This window comes from Flagellimonas aquimarina, assembly GCF_003149745.1.
In the GTDB taxonomy this organism is placed as follows: Bacteria; Bacteroidota; Bacteroidia; order Flavobacteriales; family Flavobacteriaceae; genus Flagellimonas; species Flagellimonas aquimarina.
Genome location: NZ_QGEG01000003.1, coordinates 60,507 through 78,510 on the forward strand (window position 1 = coordinate 60,507; position 18,004 = coordinate 78,510).

21 protein-coding genes are annotated in these 18,004 nt (G+C 37.7%); 4 read left to right on the top strand and 17 right to left on the bottom strand.

The window, feature by feature from the left end:
• Positions 1-7: 7 nt before the first annotated feature.
• The 15 genes from DKG77_RS13470 to DKG77_RS13540 form a co-directional block, all read right to left on the bottom strand.
• Positions 8-1,051 (bottom strand): ATP-grasp domain-containing protein, encoded by a 1,044-nt coding sequence (locus DKG77_RS13470; protein WP_109663950.1) that lies wholly within the window; start codon positions 1,049-1,051, stop codon positions 8-10.
• On the bottom strand, positions 1,048-1,770 hold the full coding sequence (locus DKG77_RS13475) for an NRDE family protein (protein ID WP_109663952.1): 723 nt from the start codon (positions 1,768-1,770) through the stop codon (positions 1,048-1,050). The genes DKG77_RS13470 and DKG77_RS13475 overlap by 4 nt, the downstream gene beginning before the upstream one ends.
• A complete protein-coding gene (locus tag DKG77_RS13480; protein ID WP_109663955.1) occupies positions 1,758-2,243 on the bottom strand; it encodes a hypothetical protein in 486 nt (161 codons plus the stop codon). Before DKG77_RS13480 ends, DKG77_RS13475 begins: the two co-directional genes overlap by 13 nt.
• A gap of 5 nt (positions 2,244-2,248) precedes the next feature.
• The gene (locus DKG77_RS13485; protein WP_109663958.1) at positions 2,249-2,902 is read right to left on the bottom strand and encodes a LysE family transporter; all 654 of its coding nucleotides are present in this window, start codon (positions 2,900-2,902) and stop codon (positions 2,249-2,251) included.
• A 121-nt stretch (positions 2,903-3,023) separates the two neighbouring features.
• Positions 3,024-3,470, bottom strand: coding sequence for a YHS domain-containing (seleno)protein (locus DKG77_RS13490; protein WP_109663961.1), 447 nt, complete (start codon positions 3,468-3,470; stop codon positions 3,024-3,026).
• Between the two features lies 1 nt (position 3,471).
• Entirely contained in the window at positions 3,472-4,260 is a 789-nt protein-coding gene (locus DKG77_RS13495) for a hypothetical protein (RefSeq protein WP_109663963.1), read from the bottom strand.
• A 3-nt stretch (positions 4,261-4,263) separates the two neighbouring features.
• Positions 4,264-5,295 (bottom strand): Rieske 2Fe-2S domain-containing protein, encoded by a 1,032-nt coding sequence (locus DKG77_RS13500; protein ID WP_109663966.1) that lies wholly within the window; start codon positions 5,293-5,295, stop codon positions 4,264-4,266.
• On the bottom strand, positions 5,295-5,684 hold the full coding sequence (locus DKG77_RS13505) for a hypothetical protein (protein ID WP_109663969.1): 390 nt from the start codon (positions 5,682-5,684) through the stop codon (positions 5,295-5,297). Before DKG77_RS13505 ends, DKG77_RS13500 begins: the two co-directional genes overlap by 1 nt.
• The gene (locus DKG77_RS13510) at positions 5,684-5,899 is read right to left on the bottom strand and encodes a hypothetical protein (protein ID WP_109663971.1); all 216 of its coding nucleotides are present in this window, start codon (positions 5,897-5,899) and stop codon (positions 5,684-5,686) included. Before DKG77_RS13510 ends, DKG77_RS13505 begins: the two co-directional genes overlap by 1 nt.
• A gap of 1 nt (position 5,900) precedes the next feature.
• Complete coding sequence (locus tag DKG77_RS13515) at positions 5,901-7,856, bottom strand: thiamine pyrophosphate-binding protein (RefSeq protein ID WP_109663974.1); 1,956 nt, start codon at positions 7,854-7,856, stop codon at positions 5,901-5,903.
• 29 nt (positions 7,857-7,885) lie between these two features.
• Positions 7,886-9,124: a cation:proton antiporter gene (locus tag DKG77_RS13520; protein ID WP_109663976.1), complete on the bottom strand. Its 1,239-nt coding sequence runs from the start codon at positions 9,122-9,124 to the stop codon at positions 7,886-7,888.
• A 12-nt stretch (positions 9,125-9,136) separates the two neighbouring features.
• Positions 9,137-10,750 carry a glutamate synthase-related protein gene (locus tag DKG77_RS13525; protein WP_109663979.1) on the bottom strand — a complete coding sequence of 538 codons (1,614 nt, stop codon included), beginning with the start codon at positions 10,748-10,750 and terminating at the stop codon, positions 9,137-9,139.
• A 383-nt stretch (positions 10,751-11,133) separates the two neighbouring features.
• Positions 11,134-11,583 carry a Spy/CpxP family protein refolding chaperone gene (locus DKG77_RS13530; RefSeq protein ID WP_109663982.1) on the bottom strand — a complete coding sequence of 150 codons (450 nt, stop codon included), beginning with the start codon at positions 11,581-11,583 and terminating at the stop codon, positions 11,134-11,136.
• 6 nt (positions 11,584-11,589) lie between these two features.
• Positions 11,590-11,907 carry a hypothetical protein gene (locus tag DKG77_RS13535; protein ID WP_109663985.1) on the bottom strand — a complete coding sequence of 106 codons (318 nt, stop codon included), beginning with the start codon at positions 11,905-11,907 and terminating at the stop codon, positions 11,590-11,592.
• Between the two features lie 51 nt (positions 11,908-11,958).
• Positions 11,959-12,537 (bottom strand): RNA polymerase sigma factor, encoded by a 579-nt coding sequence (locus DKG77_RS13540; RefSeq protein ID WP_109663987.1) that lies wholly within the window; start codon positions 12,535-12,537, stop codon positions 11,959-11,961.
• 124 nt (positions 12,538-12,661) lie between these two features.
• On the opposite strand from DKG77_RS13540, the gene DKG77_RS13545 reads away from it, so the two are divergent.
• Genes DKG77_RS13545 through DKG77_RS13560 form a run of 4 tightly spaced genes read left to right on the top strand, consistent with a single transcriptional unit; the run spans position 12,662 to position 15,029 of the window.
• A complete protein-coding gene (locus DKG77_RS13545; protein WP_109663990.1) occupies positions 12,662-12,964 on the top strand; it encodes an EF-hand domain-containing protein in 303 nt (100 codons plus the stop codon).
• Positions 12,965-12,982: 18 nt separating this feature from the next.
• Positions 12,983-13,750, top strand: a complete 768-nt coding sequence (locus DKG77_RS13550) for a YHYH protein (protein WP_109663993.1) — start codon at positions 12,983-12,985, stop codon at positions 13,748-13,750.
• Positions 13,751-14,368, top strand: coding sequence for a toxin-antitoxin system YwqK family antitoxin (locus DKG77_RS13555; RefSeq protein ID WP_109663996.1), 618 nt, complete (start codon positions 13,751-13,753; stop codon positions 14,366-14,368). It begins immediately after the preceding gene.
• Entirely contained in the window at positions 14,337-15,029 is a 693-nt protein-coding gene (locus tag DKG77_RS13560; protein WP_109663998.1) for an SCO family protein, read from the top strand. Before DKG77_RS13555 ends, DKG77_RS13560 begins: the two co-directional genes overlap by 32 nt.
• Positions 15,030-15,087: 58 nt before the next feature.
• On the opposite strand, the gene DKG77_RS13565 is transcribed toward DKG77_RS13560, so the two are convergent.
• Both DKG77_RS13565 and DKG77_RS13570 read right to left on the bottom strand, forming a co-directional pair.
• Positions 15,088-16,668: an aldehyde dehydrogenase (NADP(+)) gene (locus DKG77_RS13565; RefSeq protein WP_109664001.1), complete on the bottom strand. Its 1,581-nt coding sequence runs from the start codon at positions 16,666-16,668 to the stop codon at positions 15,088-15,090.
• Between the two features lie 57 nt (positions 16,669-16,725).
• Positions 16,726-17,985, bottom strand: coding sequence for an Nramp family divalent metal transporter (locus tag DKG77_RS13570; protein ID WP_243414933.1), 1,260 nt, complete (start codon positions 17,983-17,985; stop codon positions 16,726-16,728).
• Between the last annotated feature and the right edge of the window lie 19 nt (positions 17,986-18,004).

Consider the following 18,004-nt stretch of genomic DNA (forward strand, 5'->3'; position numbering starts at 1 on the left):
GTCTTTACTATATCACTTTTAGTTGCGCTTCCAGTTCACCATTGGCCTTCAACATAGCTCTACCATCCTTAAAGCTAAGGTAAGAATGTCCTTTTTTATGGTTTGTGATACTTACATCGTTAAGCATGCCCCAATGCCTTGTAATTTCTCTCCAAGCAAAAAACAAAGAATGTTTGGGGTCATATATATGTGTGGCCTCCCCTCCTGCTCCATTAATTTCGATAATGCTGAAGTTCTTACCTTTAGAAAGTTCTTCTATTGAACTGTGGAGTACGTCCAACCTACCATAATGAAACCCTTCTATTTTAGAGCAGATATCGTCTATGGTCTTCAAGAGCCCTTCATTTAATCTATGGGTATCATCAATGAATTTTGCTCCTCTAGTATGACTACCGTACGGAACCAAAATAAACTCCTTGTCTTTATCCAATACCATATTCAGTTTAAAGCCAAACTTCTTTTTTAAGGCTTCCAATTGTAAGTGGCTTCTTGGGTCTTTTTTTATAAGGTCCAAAATGGAGCTTTTTCCATTCCCTACAACCGACAAAAACAGTTTGGAAACTATTCCTGTAATCTTCCCTTTTTCTTCTCCAGGTTTTCTAACATAGAAAATTCCAACTTCATTGGTATAGGGTATTAACTCTTGAATTAAAAAATGTTCTGGAGTCCTTGAAAAATAATCTCTAAACTCATCTTTATTATGAATCTTATCTACTCCAAACGCTTTCATCCCAATATCGGGCTTGGCAATAAAAGGGAAACTAATTCCTTCAACCAAAACCTTTTCCAGAGCCGATTCAGGAGCTTCATGTTTAGAAATAAATACTGTCTTGGGAATATATTGATTGGGAATCATATTATAAATTTCCATTTTAGACTCCATTGCCATTCCGCCATTTTTCATAGATGGGTTGGCAGCATTGAAAAAGAAAAAGGAACGTGCTTTAATGGAGAAATACAACCAAACCGGAAATAAAGGATAATAAATTGCCCATAAAGGCCAATATTCCCAATGCGTGAGTCGATGAAGTTTTAATCTCCAAGTTTTCATTCTGTTACAAGTTGATTTGGGGAAAAAGGTACTATGTATTTCTTATCATTTAATAAGTCAAAATGCTTTAAGATAGCTTCCTCATTGGTTAGCACTGCTTGGGTAACACTAAAGGTTTTAAGACCTGTGTCTCTATCAATGATGAATCCGTTCTCGAAGTCGTCATTGTTATTGGAATGAAAGTCAACAATATCCGAAGCTAGCATATCTGATTTCATACTCATAAAGTTGGTAAAAAGGGAAGTCCTTTTGGCAATAGCCTTTTCATTGTATAATGTAGTTGATGACCAAATATGACTTTGGTTCTTATCAAGTGGTTTAAAATGCTTTTCTTTCCCATCCCACCTAAACTCAATCAATGTATTAGCATCAAATAATACCAATGTAAAGGGTTCAATATTGTCTAAATCCATCTCCTTAATAAAAGCTTCAGGATTGTGTGCACTGATAACATCCAACAAAATCAAGCCTCTGCTTTTAGCGTAATTCCCCTTAGGTTCATGTTTTTTGAATGCACCGTTCAATACTACTGCAACAACTCCATTTTCATTGATGGCAAACCATGTACCACCGGCCTTTGGATCTTTGGGGAAAAGTACTTTTACAGTGTTTATTATCTCTTCCTTTGGCTCAAATGCCAATGGACGCGAAATATGTTCATCACGGTTTGAAGTGATAAAATAACTGTTATTTTTTGAAATAAAGCTTACTGTGCACATGCCTCTCTATGTTGCAAGGTTGAAGGAGCAACTCCAAAAGATTCGGGTAGTTCCATAGTGCAGAAATGTTTGATTCCTACTTTTATAAGTGCATGATGATGTATGGTATGCTCTAAATTATACATCACCTCTCTATAATAATTAGACTCCAAGCAAGTTTCAACAGCACCCAATTCATAAGTTACTTTTACTGATTTGTTGGGGCGTTCCAAAGTTGATTGGATCAATTGTAATTGCTCAATGGCAAATTGCAGTTCTTGCTCAATTTTATGATTTCGCTCACGTCTGTCATAGGACACATCGCCACCTTCATATCCATTTATAAGACAAAGATATAGTTCTATAATATGTCTTGTGTGTTGACCAATGGATGCATTGGAAAGTACTTCGCAAGACTGCGCATAGCATTCTTCAGGTAGTTGTAAAAGTATTTCTTTGAATTGCTCAATAGTATCTATAGAAGATCTGAACATAATTGTTATTGTATTTTGAGTTTAAGGCGTTTTTTGACGAATAAGAACATAAGATAAAAAGAAAATCCAAGGTACAAGAGTCCCATTAAGAGGTTAGTCAACATACTATAGTTCTCATAGTTTGTAAAAATATATTTACCTGCAGAAATGAAAACACCAAGACCTATCATGGTCCCTATTCCTATACCCAATAAATAAAAAGCATAGGACGCTTTGGAAGTGTCCAATATACCTTTGGTGCTTAGGACCTTGTTCCATGTCATCCAAAAAGGAATTTGCAAAGGGTTTAGGGCACTTAACAACAGTCCAAGCAAAAATGACGAATTTATTTGTGGAAGCATATTTATCTTTGAGCTTACTTCAGAGACATTGGCTGATGCCAAAAAGCTCGTAATTGAAAGATACAACAGAAGGATTATTCCAAATGGAATCAGATAATACGACAACCTTTCTCCTAAATGCAAGCGTTCATTGCCATATAAGGTAAGTCTTACAACGATGAGTTCTACCAAAACCACTGCAATGGCAAACCATATGGCAGAATTTAAACTTTGCGAAGCAGCAATATCAAAAGCCGTCAAGTTCAAGGTTCCTAAAGGTAGGGCCCCTAAAAAACTAACCAACAATCCTGAAAAACAAACTTTTGAAAATTTATCCATACTACTCTTAAAAGCAATGCCATTGCCTATCTGAACATTGCTTAATAGTCTCTAAAATACGTATACCTAACAACCAAAAACAAATCTAGTGCAGATTTTAGAGGCTCTAATCCCCTAAATGTTATTTGTTTCTTATTTTTTTCCAGTTCTCATCTGCTTTGGCTTGCAGTTTTTCTGGGGATTCTTTTGTCCAAAGATCCAGAGTGTTGGTTTTTCCTGAATTGTAGAACAGATAGAGCTTCCCTTCTCTAATTTCAAAGGTTTCTGGGTTGATGCTCACTTTTTTGCCAGAAACGGCAACAGCGTAAGCACAATATCCTCCGTATTGGGGAACAAATTTAGTTGGATTGGACTTGAAAGAATCCAAATTTTCCTCACTTGAGAACTTATATTTTATACCATCATGATCAGTGCTCAACTCTTTTTTACCTTCAATGGCAGTTCCATCAAAATAGGCAACCACATCGTAACCATTGGCTGCAAAACCTTTTTTCGTGTTGTTATCTATGGATTGCGCAAAGGTTATGGTGCTCGCCATCAAAAAAAGAGCGATTATTATTTTTTTCATTCTAATAAATTGAAGATTCTTTCTCTAACTTTTCTATTTCTGAAACATCTATACGCATAATGTACCAATCTTCCATTTTTTCCACCTCACCCTTTAATTTTGAAGGTATGCCTATATATGGTATTATGTCCTTATGGATAGGATTTCCTTTCAAATCGGTCAACAAAAAATATTCAGAAACGGCATTAGCTTCCGAAGCAACTAGGACCGGAGGGATACCCCCAGAAATACAAAGGGCGGCACAACTACGATGTATTTTGCCATAACCCGGTTTCATTACCCCAAAATAGCACTTTGGGTCAACTATTTCCCCAACAACCTCTTGAGTGCCCATAGCTTGGGGAAGTATAAAATTTTTCTTCTTTGAATTATCCAAATCTATTTTGTGGCTATCATCAATCTGGAGCAGCGTTTTTCCATTGTAGTAAATTAGATTCCCTTCAATCGTCAAATGCTTCCCATTTATATTTACCTCACTCTTTTTGATATTATCCAGATAAGCATTTGCGCCAAACTTTCCGAAACCAAGGAGAAGAATGTCTTTAAAGGTATTTTCTGTAAGTTCCACCCTCAGCATGGGGTAAGGAGCTTCATAGTAGGTGCCAGATATTTTAGTGGGGGTATCAAAATCAAAGGTGCTATTTGATGCTTCTTTCTGAAAAGACCCAAACAAAACTGCCCCAACAATGAGTAAACCCAAAGCAGTTAGAACAAACCGCCTAATGGAACTTTTCGTTTCCTGGCCAACGGTATCTGCATAACCAATATAAAATTCATCTTTTTTCTCCATGTTCTAGCATAGTATTGGTTCAACAGCGGTCCCTTCTTCCAACCCAATTGGATTAATGTATATGATATCATTATCCAATCGCAACTCATATGTGGCCACTTTTTCTGTAAAAGGCGGAGGAGATTGTCCATTGTGCGGTAGATATTGATAGCCATGCCAAGGGCAGGTGATACACCCATCCACAATCTTTCCTTCTCCCAAGGGACCTCCTTGATGTTTACAGACATTATGAATTGCCGATAATTTACCATCGTATTTAAAGATCGCCACGCGTTTCTTTCCTACAGTAAATATTTTAGCCCTGTCCTCAGGAATTTCATGCATATCGCACACTTTTAACCAACCTCCGGTATCTTTCTCACCTTTAAATCCATCCACTTTAGATTCCTTAAAAGCTGCTACCAAATGTAAACTGGTGATAACAATGAACCCTAAAACCACAATACCTATTGTAAATATGGAAGTTTCCTGTTGAAACGCCCCTAAAAAAACATGCAATAGAATAAGTGCATAAGCAATGTATACAAGCATATGAAGCCCTTTCCACACCTGCGGAGAAAGGTTTTTTAAGAAAAAATCGTGACTTGTAGAAGCCATGAAGAACAATATCAACAAAGCTAAAAAACCCAAAACCTGAAACGGGAAATTGGTCAAAGAACCATAATCCATATTGGAAGTGAAGACCGAATAGATAGGGTTTACGTTTCCCAGTGTATGGAAATGAATGATAGCAAATACCCCGTGAATCAGTGCTGCTAAAAACATGCTCACCCCTAAATGCCTTCGATTGTACAAAATGGGCAAAAATTGGGGATTTAACCTACTTAAAGGGCCAATGGCCAAAATAATGTGAAGCATTATAACCGCTAGAGAGCCGAATGCTCTTATGATCATGGTTTCCGCTATGGTTTCTGGATTGAATATCAATGTTAGCACTATAAAAAGTACCAAATACATAACCATTCCAAAAGCAATGATTTTATCATAGGCTTTTTTATGCTTGTTCCAAAGCACCAGTTTATAATCCAATCCCATTAGAATTCCAGTTTTAGTATTTCTTGATTCTTAATTACGTCCTGTATTAGAATTCCATTGATTTCTTTTTCCGAAGGAAATGTATATGACCCAACACCATTTATTTGCCCTAATTTTGTACCCTTCACGCCTTTTTTATCTAAAGCATAGACAATTGATGCAGCGCTTTTAAGTGGGGACTTTACATTTAGTTCTACAATGTAGGCATTGGCAGTTTGTATTAAATCAATATTGACCATATCATTACTTGCACTTGATGTACTTTCTTGAGCGCCATTTTCATGCGGGTCGAAATCCAAATCCTTAATAATCAAAACCAATAAAATAGGCATTATGATTGCAAGTAATAACCAATTGTATTTATGTCTTTTTCTTAGGTTAGCATCCATTAATCTGCAGTATTGGGTTTGAATAGTCTTATCAATAGAAATGGCCATGTAGCAACTACTCCAGGAAAAAGCAGCAATCGAACCTTCTTTTTACTATCCGCCATGATGGAATCTATTTTTGCTGCTCCAAGGAACATAAAATACAGTCCAAACAAAAGTCCCACGCCAAAGTAAAGCGCTAAAATTGTCAAAAAAACTGTTACTGCCGTTTCCATATTAAATCAGGTTTACATCGGTCAATACTTCTAAAACTGCTGGTCCCTTCTCGCTATATAGTGCTTCCATTGCAGTTTCCAAATCATCTTGATTTTCAACTCGCTTGCCCCAAGCTCCACAGGATTGTGCAAATTCAGCAAAATTTGGGTTGGAAAGAGAGGTTTTCCACACATCAAATTCACCTGCACGTTGTTCTTTGGAAATTTTGCCAAGTTCATGATTGTTCAATACAATAAGTTTAATTGGCATGTCATACTTCACCAATGTAGTAATTTCTGCCAAATATTGACAAAGACCTCCATCACCGGCAACAGCAACTACTGGTCTAGAATTACCAACCGCCGTCCAAGCGCCAATTGCCGCTGGTAAAGCAAACCCAATGGACCCTAAATATCCGGACATTAAAAAATCTTGATCTGTAGGCTCAAAATAACGACCAAAGGAATAGGCATTATTTCCCACATCTACACACATAACTGCATTCTCAGGAGTTAATTTGTTCATTGTTTCAAAAACGGCAATAGAACTAATACCATTATCTGAGGTTTCCAAAAGCCGTTTTGCTTTTTCTTCCTTCCAAATCTTCCAACGTTCCGCTATTTCAGGAGTTTGATCAATGGTATTTTGCTGCCCACTAAGTTGGTCTTCAAAAATCTTTAGTGTTCTTGATATTTCTCCCCAAACGGCAACTTCAACCTTATGAAATTTACTGAGTGCCATAGGGTCAAAATCAACCTGAATAATAGGCTTTTTAGGTGTTATTCCTGTATGATTGGAGAATGAAGCTCCAAAGACGAGCAACAAATCGGATTCGTTCATAAACCAAGATGCAATTGGAGTACCACTCCTTCCAAGAACTCCACCTCCAAGACGGTGATTATCTGCAATTAATCCTTTACCCTTAAACGTTGTAACCACAGCAGCGTTTAACTGCTCCGCGAACTTTACAATAGCTTGTTTATGTGCACGTGCACCATGTCCCATAACAATGACAGGACGTTTTGACTTTTTGATCAATTCAACAGCATCATTTACAGCCTCAATGGGAGGGGCAATTTCCATGGCTGTTATTCGCTTGTCTGGTGTTTGTGCTTTTTCATTGGGTTTTGCCGCCCTTTCCTGAACCTCATCTGGGAAGGTCAAATGGGAAACATCTCTCTTTAAAATGGCGCTTTTGACCGCTAAAGACATCAATTCGGCATGCTTACTATCGCTTTGTACCCGTTGATTGAATTCTGCAACGGTACTAAAGCCTCTTACCAGATCTACTTCTTGAAAGTTTCCTGTTCCGACCACTTGCGTAGCCACTTGACCCGTTAAGGCCAAAAGTGGTGCTCGGTCCACTTTTGCATCCCACATGCCAGTGTACATGTTTGTAGCCCCTGGGCCTGCAATGGAAAAACATGCAGCTGGCTTGCCTGTTAGTTTTCCATAAGCCGAGGCAGCAAATGCGGCAGCCCCTTCATGTCGTATTCCATAAAAGCTAAGATTTCCTTTCTCCTCTTGCCGTTTCATTGCATCGGCAAAACCTAGGTTAGAATGCCCTACCATTCCAAAAACCTTGGTCACACCCCAATTCACCATGGTTTCTGCCATAATATCGGACACAGTTGTCTCATGAACATCTTCTTCCTCTACGCCAACATAAATGGCATCGTCTTCCTCCTTCACTTCAAAAGTTTCAATACCGTCGTCATATCCCCCTGGAGGTAATCCCGTACATGGATGAAAATCCCAGCCATGCCATGGGCAACGAAGCATTCCATTTTCTATGGACCCTTCTCCCAATGGTCCTCCTTGGTGTGGACACCTGTTGTCCAAGGCAGAAAACTTTCCTTCAAAATGGGTCAAGCAAATTCCTTTATGAGCGGCTGTGACCGTTTTAACCCTTCCTTCTGGAAGCTCTTTTTTATTATCCAATACTTTGTGCCAAATCGTTTTCTTTGAAGAAGCCATAGTCCGTCGTTATTTTTCTAGTTAATGAGTTATTTTTTAAGCAGTTTCAGCACCACTTTATCAATTGTAAGCCCTTGCACAATAATCGAGAATACCACCACACAATAGGTAATAAAAATTAATGCCTCCCTGAATTCCCCCTCAGGTAAGGTTAGGGCCAGCGCTATTGAAATGCCCCCGCGGAGACCTGCCCAGGTCAATATGGTTATTTTGTTACTACTGCTACGATGTCCTTTTTTCAGAAATATGTTTGAAATAAAAACGGAAATATATCTTGAAAAAAGCACAATTGGAATTGCAACCAATCCAGCGATTAAATAATCAATTTGAAAATCCAGACTTACGATTTCCAGTCCTATCAAAACAAATAAGATAGCATTTAAAATTTCATCCAAAACCTTCCAAAAGGTATTCATGTTTTCTTTTAGTGGATCGCTTTTGCAAGATTTATGAAGATAATCCCCTATCATTAATCCCATGACCACCATGGCCAATGCCCCAGAAACATGAATTAAAGAAGCGAGCCAATACCCTCCCATAACAATAGCGATGGAAATATGCACTGCTACTATGGGTGATTCATATATTCTTTTCAAAAGAAGTTTACCAATATACCCCAATACGAATCCTAAGGTAATTCCTCCAAAAGCTTCTTGGGCAAACTCCAAAAAGATATGCGATGGCTCTACTCCATGGCCGCCAGTCATGGTGGCTATGGATAACAATGAGATGAAAACTACAATTCCCACACCATCATTGAACAAAGATTCTCCTACTATCTTAATCTCCATATCCTTTGGTGCTCCTGCCTTTTTAAGCAATGCCAAAACGGCAATAGGGTCCGTTGGGGAGATTAGAGCTCCAAAAACAAGGCAGTAGATATAGTCGATGTTCATTCCAAAAAGTCCGCTTACATAATAAAACAATGTTCCTATTAAAAAAGTTGAAATCAACACCCCAATAGAGGCATATATTAAAACTGCACCTTTTTCTTCAAGTAGATTATGGAGGTTTACATGTATTGAACCAGCAAAAAGTAAAAAGCTCAGCAGAAAATCGAACAAAATTGTTCTAAAATCTATTTGATCAATTACTGAACAAACACTTACAAATGTATCATGATCAATAAAATTCAAAGCTCCTATTAATAGCGAAGCCACAATTGCCAATAGCATTACACCAATGGTATCTGGCAGCTTCAGCACTTTCTTATTAATAAAGCTGAGGATAGACGAAAGAGCAACTATGCCCGTGAAAATCTGAAACATATGGGTAATGATTTAACGAACTCCTGCATAGTTGATTCCTGTGAGATCATGCATGTCCTTATTAAAAGTTGATAGGTCATTCTGATTAAATTTTGAAATGTCATCATAACCACATGAACGTGCCACTACTTTGATTAAATCATTGGTAGCCGTGAAAAAATTGTGCAGTTGTTTAGCCGAGGCATCAATAACTAATCTACTTCTAAGGCTTTCTTTTTGAGTGGCAATGCCCACAGGGCAGTTATTGCTGCCACAAGCGCGCATGCCTAAGCATCCTATGGCCTGAATAGCAGAATTTGAAACGGCTATGGCATCTGCTCCTAGCATCATAGCTTTGGAAAAGTCCTCCGCAATGCGCAATCCCCCTGTAATAATAAGGGTAACCTCTGTTGCCCCAACCTTATCCAAATACTTTCTGGCCCTAGCCAATGCTGGAATTGTAGGAACATTAATATTATCCCTCAGAATTGTGGGTGCGGAACCTGTTCCACCTCCACGGCCGTCCAAAATGATATAGTCTACGCCAACATCCAATGCAAACTGAATGTCTTTCTCAATATGACTTGCCGCAATTTTAAACCCTACTGGTATCCCTCCAGTACGTTCTCTAACTTTTTCTGCAAAAGACTTAAAGTCTTTCACTCCATGAAAATCGGGAAAGGTGGCAGGGCTAATTGCTGTTTCACCTTCATTTAATCCTCTTACCTCAGCTATTTCCTTACTTACCTTATTTCCAGGTAAATGTCCACCAGTTCCTGTTTTGGCACCTTGACCTCCTTTAAAATGAAAGGCCTGTACATTATCCAATTTATCCCAAGAGAAACCAAATTGGGCAGAGGCCAGCTCATAAAAATATTTGGAGTTATTTTTTTGCTCATCTGGCAGCATCCCCCCCTCTCCGGAGCAGATTCCAGTTCCGGCCATCTGAGCTCCTTTAGAAAGTGCAATTTTTGCTTCTCGGGACAGCGCACCAAAACTCATGTCGCTTACAAATAGAGGTATATCCAACTCCAAAGGTTTGTTAGCTTTTGGGCCAATTACAACCTTGGTTGCAACTTCTTCATGGTCCAAAAGAGGTCTGCTTGCCAATTGAGCGGGTAAAAATTGGATGTCACTCCATTTGGGCAAAGTGTTTCTGTCCACCCCCATAGAAGAGGAAAATCCATGATGTCCAAGGTTCTTAAGCCCGTTTTGGGCCAATTCTTTTATATAACCTGTGTAAGGTTCGGTATCTTCAGGATGTGTGTCTGCATAAGTTCCTAAATAGGCTTCTCTATCAAAAGGTTGTGGGTGCTCGCCTTCAAAGGCTGCTATTTCATTTTCATCAACTTGTAATGAATCACCCTCTATATATTCTTGAAACTTATGAAGTTGTTCGTCATTATTGTACTCACTTATTCCAGTATCATACCTATAGTCCCATCCATGAACTCCGCAGATAAGGTTTTGGCCTTCAACGTGCCCGTCTGCTAAAAGCGCTCCTCTATGGTGACAACGACCATATAAAACAGATATACCTGTTTCGTGTTTTATAATTACTAAATCGGTGTTTTTGACTAAGGCGTACGCTGGTTTTTTTTCTTCAAGAGTAGAAATCTTGGCAATATCGATAAGCTTTTTTGACATTGTTGGTTGACTATTTGTGATTGGTTAAACTTGAATGTTAGGTCGAACCATTGTAATCCGCCTTACAAGAGTAAGTTAGGGCTAAAACCGATACCGTATATTAAAAACCTTCAAAATATGTCGGCCGTGGTAAGTTTTGCTCATTTTTCATAAAAGAAAACCCAAGTATAAATTATACTTGGGCTTCCTATCAACCAAAAATCTAATCACCAATCAAAATGTAACCCGCAACCTTGTATTCGCCTAAAACGAAAGTTAAGAGGACTAGCTTTACATTCCCGTATACTTATTTAGATGCTTCTTTTCAGAAAAGCTTGTGTTAGAATAAAAAAGTCTGGAAAAATTCCAAGCTTTATTAAGATGATAACTTTATTGCTTACCCGCTAAGGCCTTCTACCTTTTCCATGATGGTGCAGCGCTTGAGATATAATAATATTAAGCTTGGCCCTTTGCTCAGGAGTGCAAATTTTGCCCACTGCCTCAAAATGATCGTACACATTCAGTTCCTTCTCCTTACTTAACTGTGCAATTAAGGTAGTGATTGAATCTGCATGTTGTGTAGTGAACTGTTCATTCCCAATTCCGCTAAAAAGCTCATCTTTTAGTCCTCTTATTCGTTCATCAATACTTCTCATTGCATGCATATGCCCTTTGCTTAACTCTCTAAACTGTTCCATTTGATTCATATCAAAGCTCAATTCTTTGACAACAAAATCTCCAGGAGGTCCTGGAGGCCTCCTATTTGGTCCTTGCTGAAACAGCATAAAAAGTAGAATTCCATTCATCACTACCAAAAAAAGTAACAGCAGGCCTAAGAGTAGATTTTTCTTCATACTTTCTTAATTTAAAATGGAATTGTCTTCGTCAGCAGCAAGACCATATGCCTGGGCAAATGTCTTTATTTCATCTTCTTGATTGCTATTGTTGTACACATATAGGGCACCAAAGTTTAAAAAAGCAAAAACAACCAATGCAGCTATCTGATACTTGGGTAAAAACCACCCTAATAAATTTGAAGTTTCAATTACTTGATTGTTACTTGTTAATCTCTGAAGTACTTTATCTTTAAAAAAAGGAGGGGCGTTCACCGCTTCCATCTGAGATGCTGAATCTAGTACCTCATCAATTTTTCGCTGTGTAATTTTTTTACCATCCATGATTTTTATAGTTATATAGTTTAGATGTAATTTTTTATTCAACCTTGCGGTTTAAGGTTCATTTTTATAATATTCTGTTAAAATCTTCTGCAGATTCTTTTTTGCGCGAAACAACAACGACTCTATTGAGGATATACTTTTTTGTGTAACCTCACCAACTTCCTTATAGCTCATTCCATCTACTTTATGTAATGTAAACACTACCTTTTGTGCTTCCGGAAGTTTATTTATTGCATTAAATAGCAGTTCACTTCTTTCCTTATTTTCCAATTGAATTCCCGGATGATCAAATTCTGTAAAATAGGTCGATTTATCAATAGGTATATCACCTCCGGTAATAGATTGCATAAAACCAAAGCGCTTTTTAGTGCTTTTCTTTCTTATGAATTCCAAGCTCTTGTTCACAGAAATCCTATAGATCCAAGTAGATAGTTTAGAATTTCCTTTAAACTTTTTGATAGAATTACAAATCTCAATAAAAACTTCCTGTGCTATATCTTCTGCATCTTCCTTATTGGGAACAAAAGAAAGACAAGTATTAAAGACTTTGCCCTGGTATTCATCCAACAATCTGCTGTAGGCAGACTGTTTCTGCTCTCTAAGATCTTCTAAAAACTGTTTGTCCTGCAATACATTGTATCGTTAATCCTAATGCAATTTAGAAGGATTTTTAAAATAGAAGTGGAAAAAAATCGTCATCTCGCACAAGTTTTTAAAAGTTAGGGCATCTAAACTTAAAACAAACAATCACATTATGAAGCATAGCACTTTGAAATTAGCTATCTCCGCAGGAGTAATTGGCATACTAACTTCTTGCAATTTAAAGGCCCAACAGAGAGAAAGAAATGCTGATGGAAGAGAGCCCCCATCATTTGAAAAACTTTTAGAGAAAATGGACAAGAACAAAGATGGGAAACTTTCCAAAGCAGAAATTAAAGGGCCATTAAAAAATGATTTCAACAAAGTTGACCTGAATGAAGATGGCTATATCAACGAAGAAGAATTTAAAAAAGCTCCTAAACCTAAAAGACAAGGAGGTCCTAATAGAAATCAGTAATCAAAACAAATAAGTAGTATGAAAACGAAGCCTATTTTAAGCCTAGCCATGTTGTTTTTAACAGCAATATTCTCTTGTTCGAGCGACACTGATGATGCTGGTGTTGATGATGACACAGGTATTAATGAAAGTGACACTGCTTTAGCGGAGTTACCTGCTGCTTTTGCTGCTTTTAACACAGAAGCAACAGATATCTATCTATCTGATGGCGGAACTACTGTTACCATTGAAACAACAGGTCTGCCAAATCATGAAACTGTTTATTGGGGCGAAGGAAATGACCTTTATTTAGATGAACCGGATGTCGCGTTGACACCTTCAATCATGTCTAGCAATAATAATGCGGTCACCATTACAATAGATGCTGTTCCAGATTTAACTGGCAGTACATTGGAAACTCAACTAGGCACTATTGGAATAGCGGTTAGTGGTTCATCATTATTCAATGATCAAGAAGGAGGAGGTCCCTTAGATCAAGCAGCTGCCAGTTTAGATTGGACCGGAGCACATATAGGTCCCGGGGTATACCATTATCATTTAGAGCCCAAAGCATTTTCAAATGATGATGAAAATTTAGTTGGAGTCCTATTGGATGGTGTATTTATCTATGGGCGAAAATGTAATTCTACAGGTACATATCCAACAGATTTGGATTCATCCGGTGGGCATACTTCTAGCACCCAGTACACAGATGGTGATGAAGAATACCATTATCACATTATCAATGAGGTTTACTCAACAACCGGCTCTTACATAGTGTTTGCAGGCCCATATCAAGGATACTAAATGAAGCTAATCCTCAAATTATTTTTGATATTGATTGCCAGTAGCGGTGTAAGCTGTGAAAACAGTTCAGAATCAAAAGCAAACAAGACCAATAAAGACAGTACCATAGCAAATGTTTTTGTTGACAGAGATAGTCTTGTTTTAAATGGCAATGAAGGTAATTGGTACTACAAAGGTCTGGTATTCACTGGTTATGCGGTAAAATATTATCCAAATGATTCGCTACAGCAAAAAGTTGGTTTTTATATGGGCAAAAAAAAGGGAATCGCCAAAGTATGGTTTCCTAATGGGGTTTTAAAAATTGAATCCCATTACGATCAAAACAAACTTGTGGACAGCTATAAAGCGTGGTGGGAAAATGGAGTTTTAGCATCAAAAGCCAATTATGTAAATGGAAAAGTACAGGGAAGCGAGAAAAAGTGGTACAAAACCGGAGAATTGGCAAAATCAAGAAATTTGATAGACGGTAAAGAAGTAGGGTTGCAGCAAGCCTGGTTAAAAAATGGAAAATTGTATGTGAACTACGAGGCTAAAAATGGAAGAATTTTTGGAATGAGACGTGCCAATTCATGTTATAAATTAGAAAATGAAGAAGTTATACTTGTTAAAAATCTATAGCTTATCTATTTTCCTATTGGTTTGTTTTCCAAGTTGTAAAACAGAACTTAAGAAAGAGAACATCAAAGTTGAAGAAACCAGTAGGGTAGAATACTTACCTTATTTTGGTGATGAGTCTTTTACGCCACATTGGATAACCCCGGGAAGCGCTGAAGAAAAGAGTTTTCACAAAATACCCGATTTCAAGCTAACAAATCAATCAGGTGCCACAATTACACAAAACACATTTGCTGAAAAGATATACGTGGTAGACTTCTTTTTTACCAGTTGTCCGGGTATTTGTCTGAAAATGACCAATAATATGTCAAAAATTCAAAATGCCTTTAAAAATGATTCCGAGGTATTGATACTTTCACATTCAGTAACGCCTAATATAGACTCCGTATCCACTTTAAAAACATATGCCGATAAATATGATATAACAGACAATAAATGGCATTTGGTAACGGGTAACAAAATGGAAATTTACACTCTTGGCAGAGATCATTATTTTGTGGAAAACGATTTGGGCGAACCAAAAGGCATTGATGATTTTCTGCATACCGAAAACTTCTTACTAATCGATAAAAACAAACATATCAGAGGTATCTATAACGGATTGAATCGATCATCCATTGCGCAATTAATAACAGATATCAAGGCTTTAAAAAAAGAAATCTAAACTAAAAAAAACCTTGGCGTTTCACAGGAAATGGACCAAGAGATACTTATGTTTTTGACTACGGAAGTACATAATTACCGTTTTCTATTCTTAAAATATTCAAAGGGTTTTCCGCTTTCAACTCATCTGGAAGCAATGAATCTGGATAATTTTGAAAGCAAATAGGTCTTGTAAATCTTGTTATTGCGGCAGTTCCCACGGAAGTCATCCTTGCATCGGTGGTTGCAGGAAAAGGTCCGCCGTGCACCATACTATGGCATACCTCAACTCCTGTAGGGAAACCGTTAAGAAGCAATCTGCCAACTTTACGTTCCAGTATTTTTAATAAATCTGCATATTCCTCTAGGTCTTCTTGGGTCCCATGAACTGTAGCGGTAAGGTGGCCATTTAAACTTTTGGCTACATCCATGATTTCACTTTTATCCTCAGTTCTTACTAAAAGTGTGGATGGTCCAAAAACTTCTTCTTCCATTTCTTTGTCCTTCAAAAAGTGGTTTGCCGAAACAGAAAGGATCTCAGCAACACCTTGAGCCTGTCCGTCCGCTTTTTTTCCTATTGAAATGGATGCTACTTCTCTTTTGGTCTTTAATTTTTCCAGATTTCTGTTATAGGCATCTTGGATTGATTCTGTAAGCATGGTGGAAGACTCTGAAACTGCTACACTATTCTTTAGTGTATCCTCAAAAAGATTGCTCTCCGTTAATTTGGGCAGAACTGTAATTCCGGGGTTTGTACAAAATTGACCTGCGCCCAATTGAACTGAGTTTGATAAACCCTCTGCCAAAGTTTGATGATTCTTCTTTAAAATGCCAGGGAGAACAAAAACAGGGTTAACACTTCCCATTTCTGCATATACCGGAATAGGCTCTTCACGTTTAGCAGCTTCATCAAACAAAGCCTTACCGCCTCTAAATGAACCCGTAAAACCAATTGCTTTTATTAACGGATTCCGAACAATCGCTTGTCCAACTGCAATAGAAGCACCTTGAACCAGGGAAAACACTCCATCTGGCATATTGCAGCGTTTGGCCGCTGCAATAATGGCCTTACCAACTAATTCTGAAGTACCTGGATGTGCAGGATGCGCTTTTACAACAACCGTACAACCTGCTGCTAAGGCGGATGCCGTATCACCCCCAGCTACAGAAAAAGCCAATGGGAAGTTGCTCGCCCCAAAAACTCCAACAGGGCCTAAGGCTATTTGCATTTGTCTAATATCTGGTTTGGGAAATGGTTTTCTATTTGAATCAGCAGTGTCTACTCTTGCATCTACCCAAGAACCATTTCGTAAAACAGTTGCAAAAAGTTTTAGCTGACCTGTTGTTCTGCCCAATTCACCTTTTAATCTGCCATCTGGCAATCCAGTTTCTTGAGCACATAAACCAACCAATCCTTCTTCAATCTGAAATAATTCCTCGGCAATTGTTTCCAAAAACAAGGCCTTTTCTTCTCCTGTTTTCTCTCGATATAGAGTAAAAGCATTTTCCGCAAGTGTTATTGCTTCGTCTATCTCTTTAGGAATAGCTTCATGGTATGCAGTTTCTAGCTTATATCCTGTTGCCGGATTTTTTGCAAAAAAAACGGTTTCCCCTTGGGACGAAAAATTGAATCCTAAAATATTTTTCCCACTTGTATTCATAATATTTAAAGCAATAAGTTTAATTTTTTAAAAGTAATGCTTTAAATAAAATCTGTACTAAAAGTAATTTAATAATGCTGAAATACCATTATAAGAAATAAGGCAGGCGAACATCAATGAAAGTATTAAAATCATATTGATCCATTTGCTCGTATGGTGCTCTTTCATTATTTTTTTATTATTAAGAAGAAGAAGAATCCCAACAATTACAAGAGGTAAGACAAACACATTAAATACTTGGGATACAATTTGCATCTCAATTGGATTGGCCCCAAATATGGGTACAATTAAGGCGAACAAACATGCAATTGCAGTAATTATCCTAAATTGTTTGGAATTGGTATCTAATTTTCCAGATTGATAATCTGCCAATAATATGGGTGCAATCAATAAACACGGAAAAATTGAAGAAAGTCCGGCACTAAGTGTTCCAAAGAAAAACAGGGTCAGCGCAAATTTACCTGCAACAGGTTCTAATGTTGAAACCATATCCAGAACATGGGTAACAGGTTTTCCTTGATGGAACAGTGCTCCACTTGCCACTGCCATAATAGCTGCACTAATGGCAAATACCAAAACAGCTGCTAAAATTGCATCTCTTTTCTGTTGTCCTCTATTGTCCATGTTCCAACCCTTCCCTTTTACAAAGAGCGGTCTTGACAGGAACGTAGCTGCAGCCATGGTAGTGCCAACAAAGGCGGCAACAAGCATTTTGCCTCCTTTTACATCAGGAATTGAAGGAATCAATCCTTTTGCGACTTCTATTGGCAATGGATATACCATAAAAAGTGAGATTAGAAAAGACAATCCCATAATGGAAACAAAAATCACTAATATCTTTTCAAAGAAGGTATACTTTCCTATCAGTAGCAAGCCATACATTATCACTATTACAACAATAGCAATCAATAGGACAATCTCATATTCTGATGCTCTTAGGTTTGGAAAATAAATTGCTAGGATTTCAAAAATAATATTGGCTGAAATGCCCAGTATCCCCATAAGAGAATTCCATTGACCAAAAGATATCCCTATTATAATAAGTAGAGCAATGAGTTTTCCCCCTTTGATATGCCTTTTAAAACTATACAGCGCTGTCTCTCCTGAGATTAGGGTATAATTTCCATATGCATATATCAATACTCCAGAAAAAAAACAACTAAGTAACAACACCCACAAAAGTTGCATGCCATAAGTACTTCCCGCAACAATCATTGAAGTTACACTTCCTGTGCCTATTGTGTAGCCAATAGCAAAAATACCTGGCCCAAAACCTAATATCAGGCCAAGTACTTTCTTTGATAGTGATTTTTTCATCTCCATATTAAATCATTAG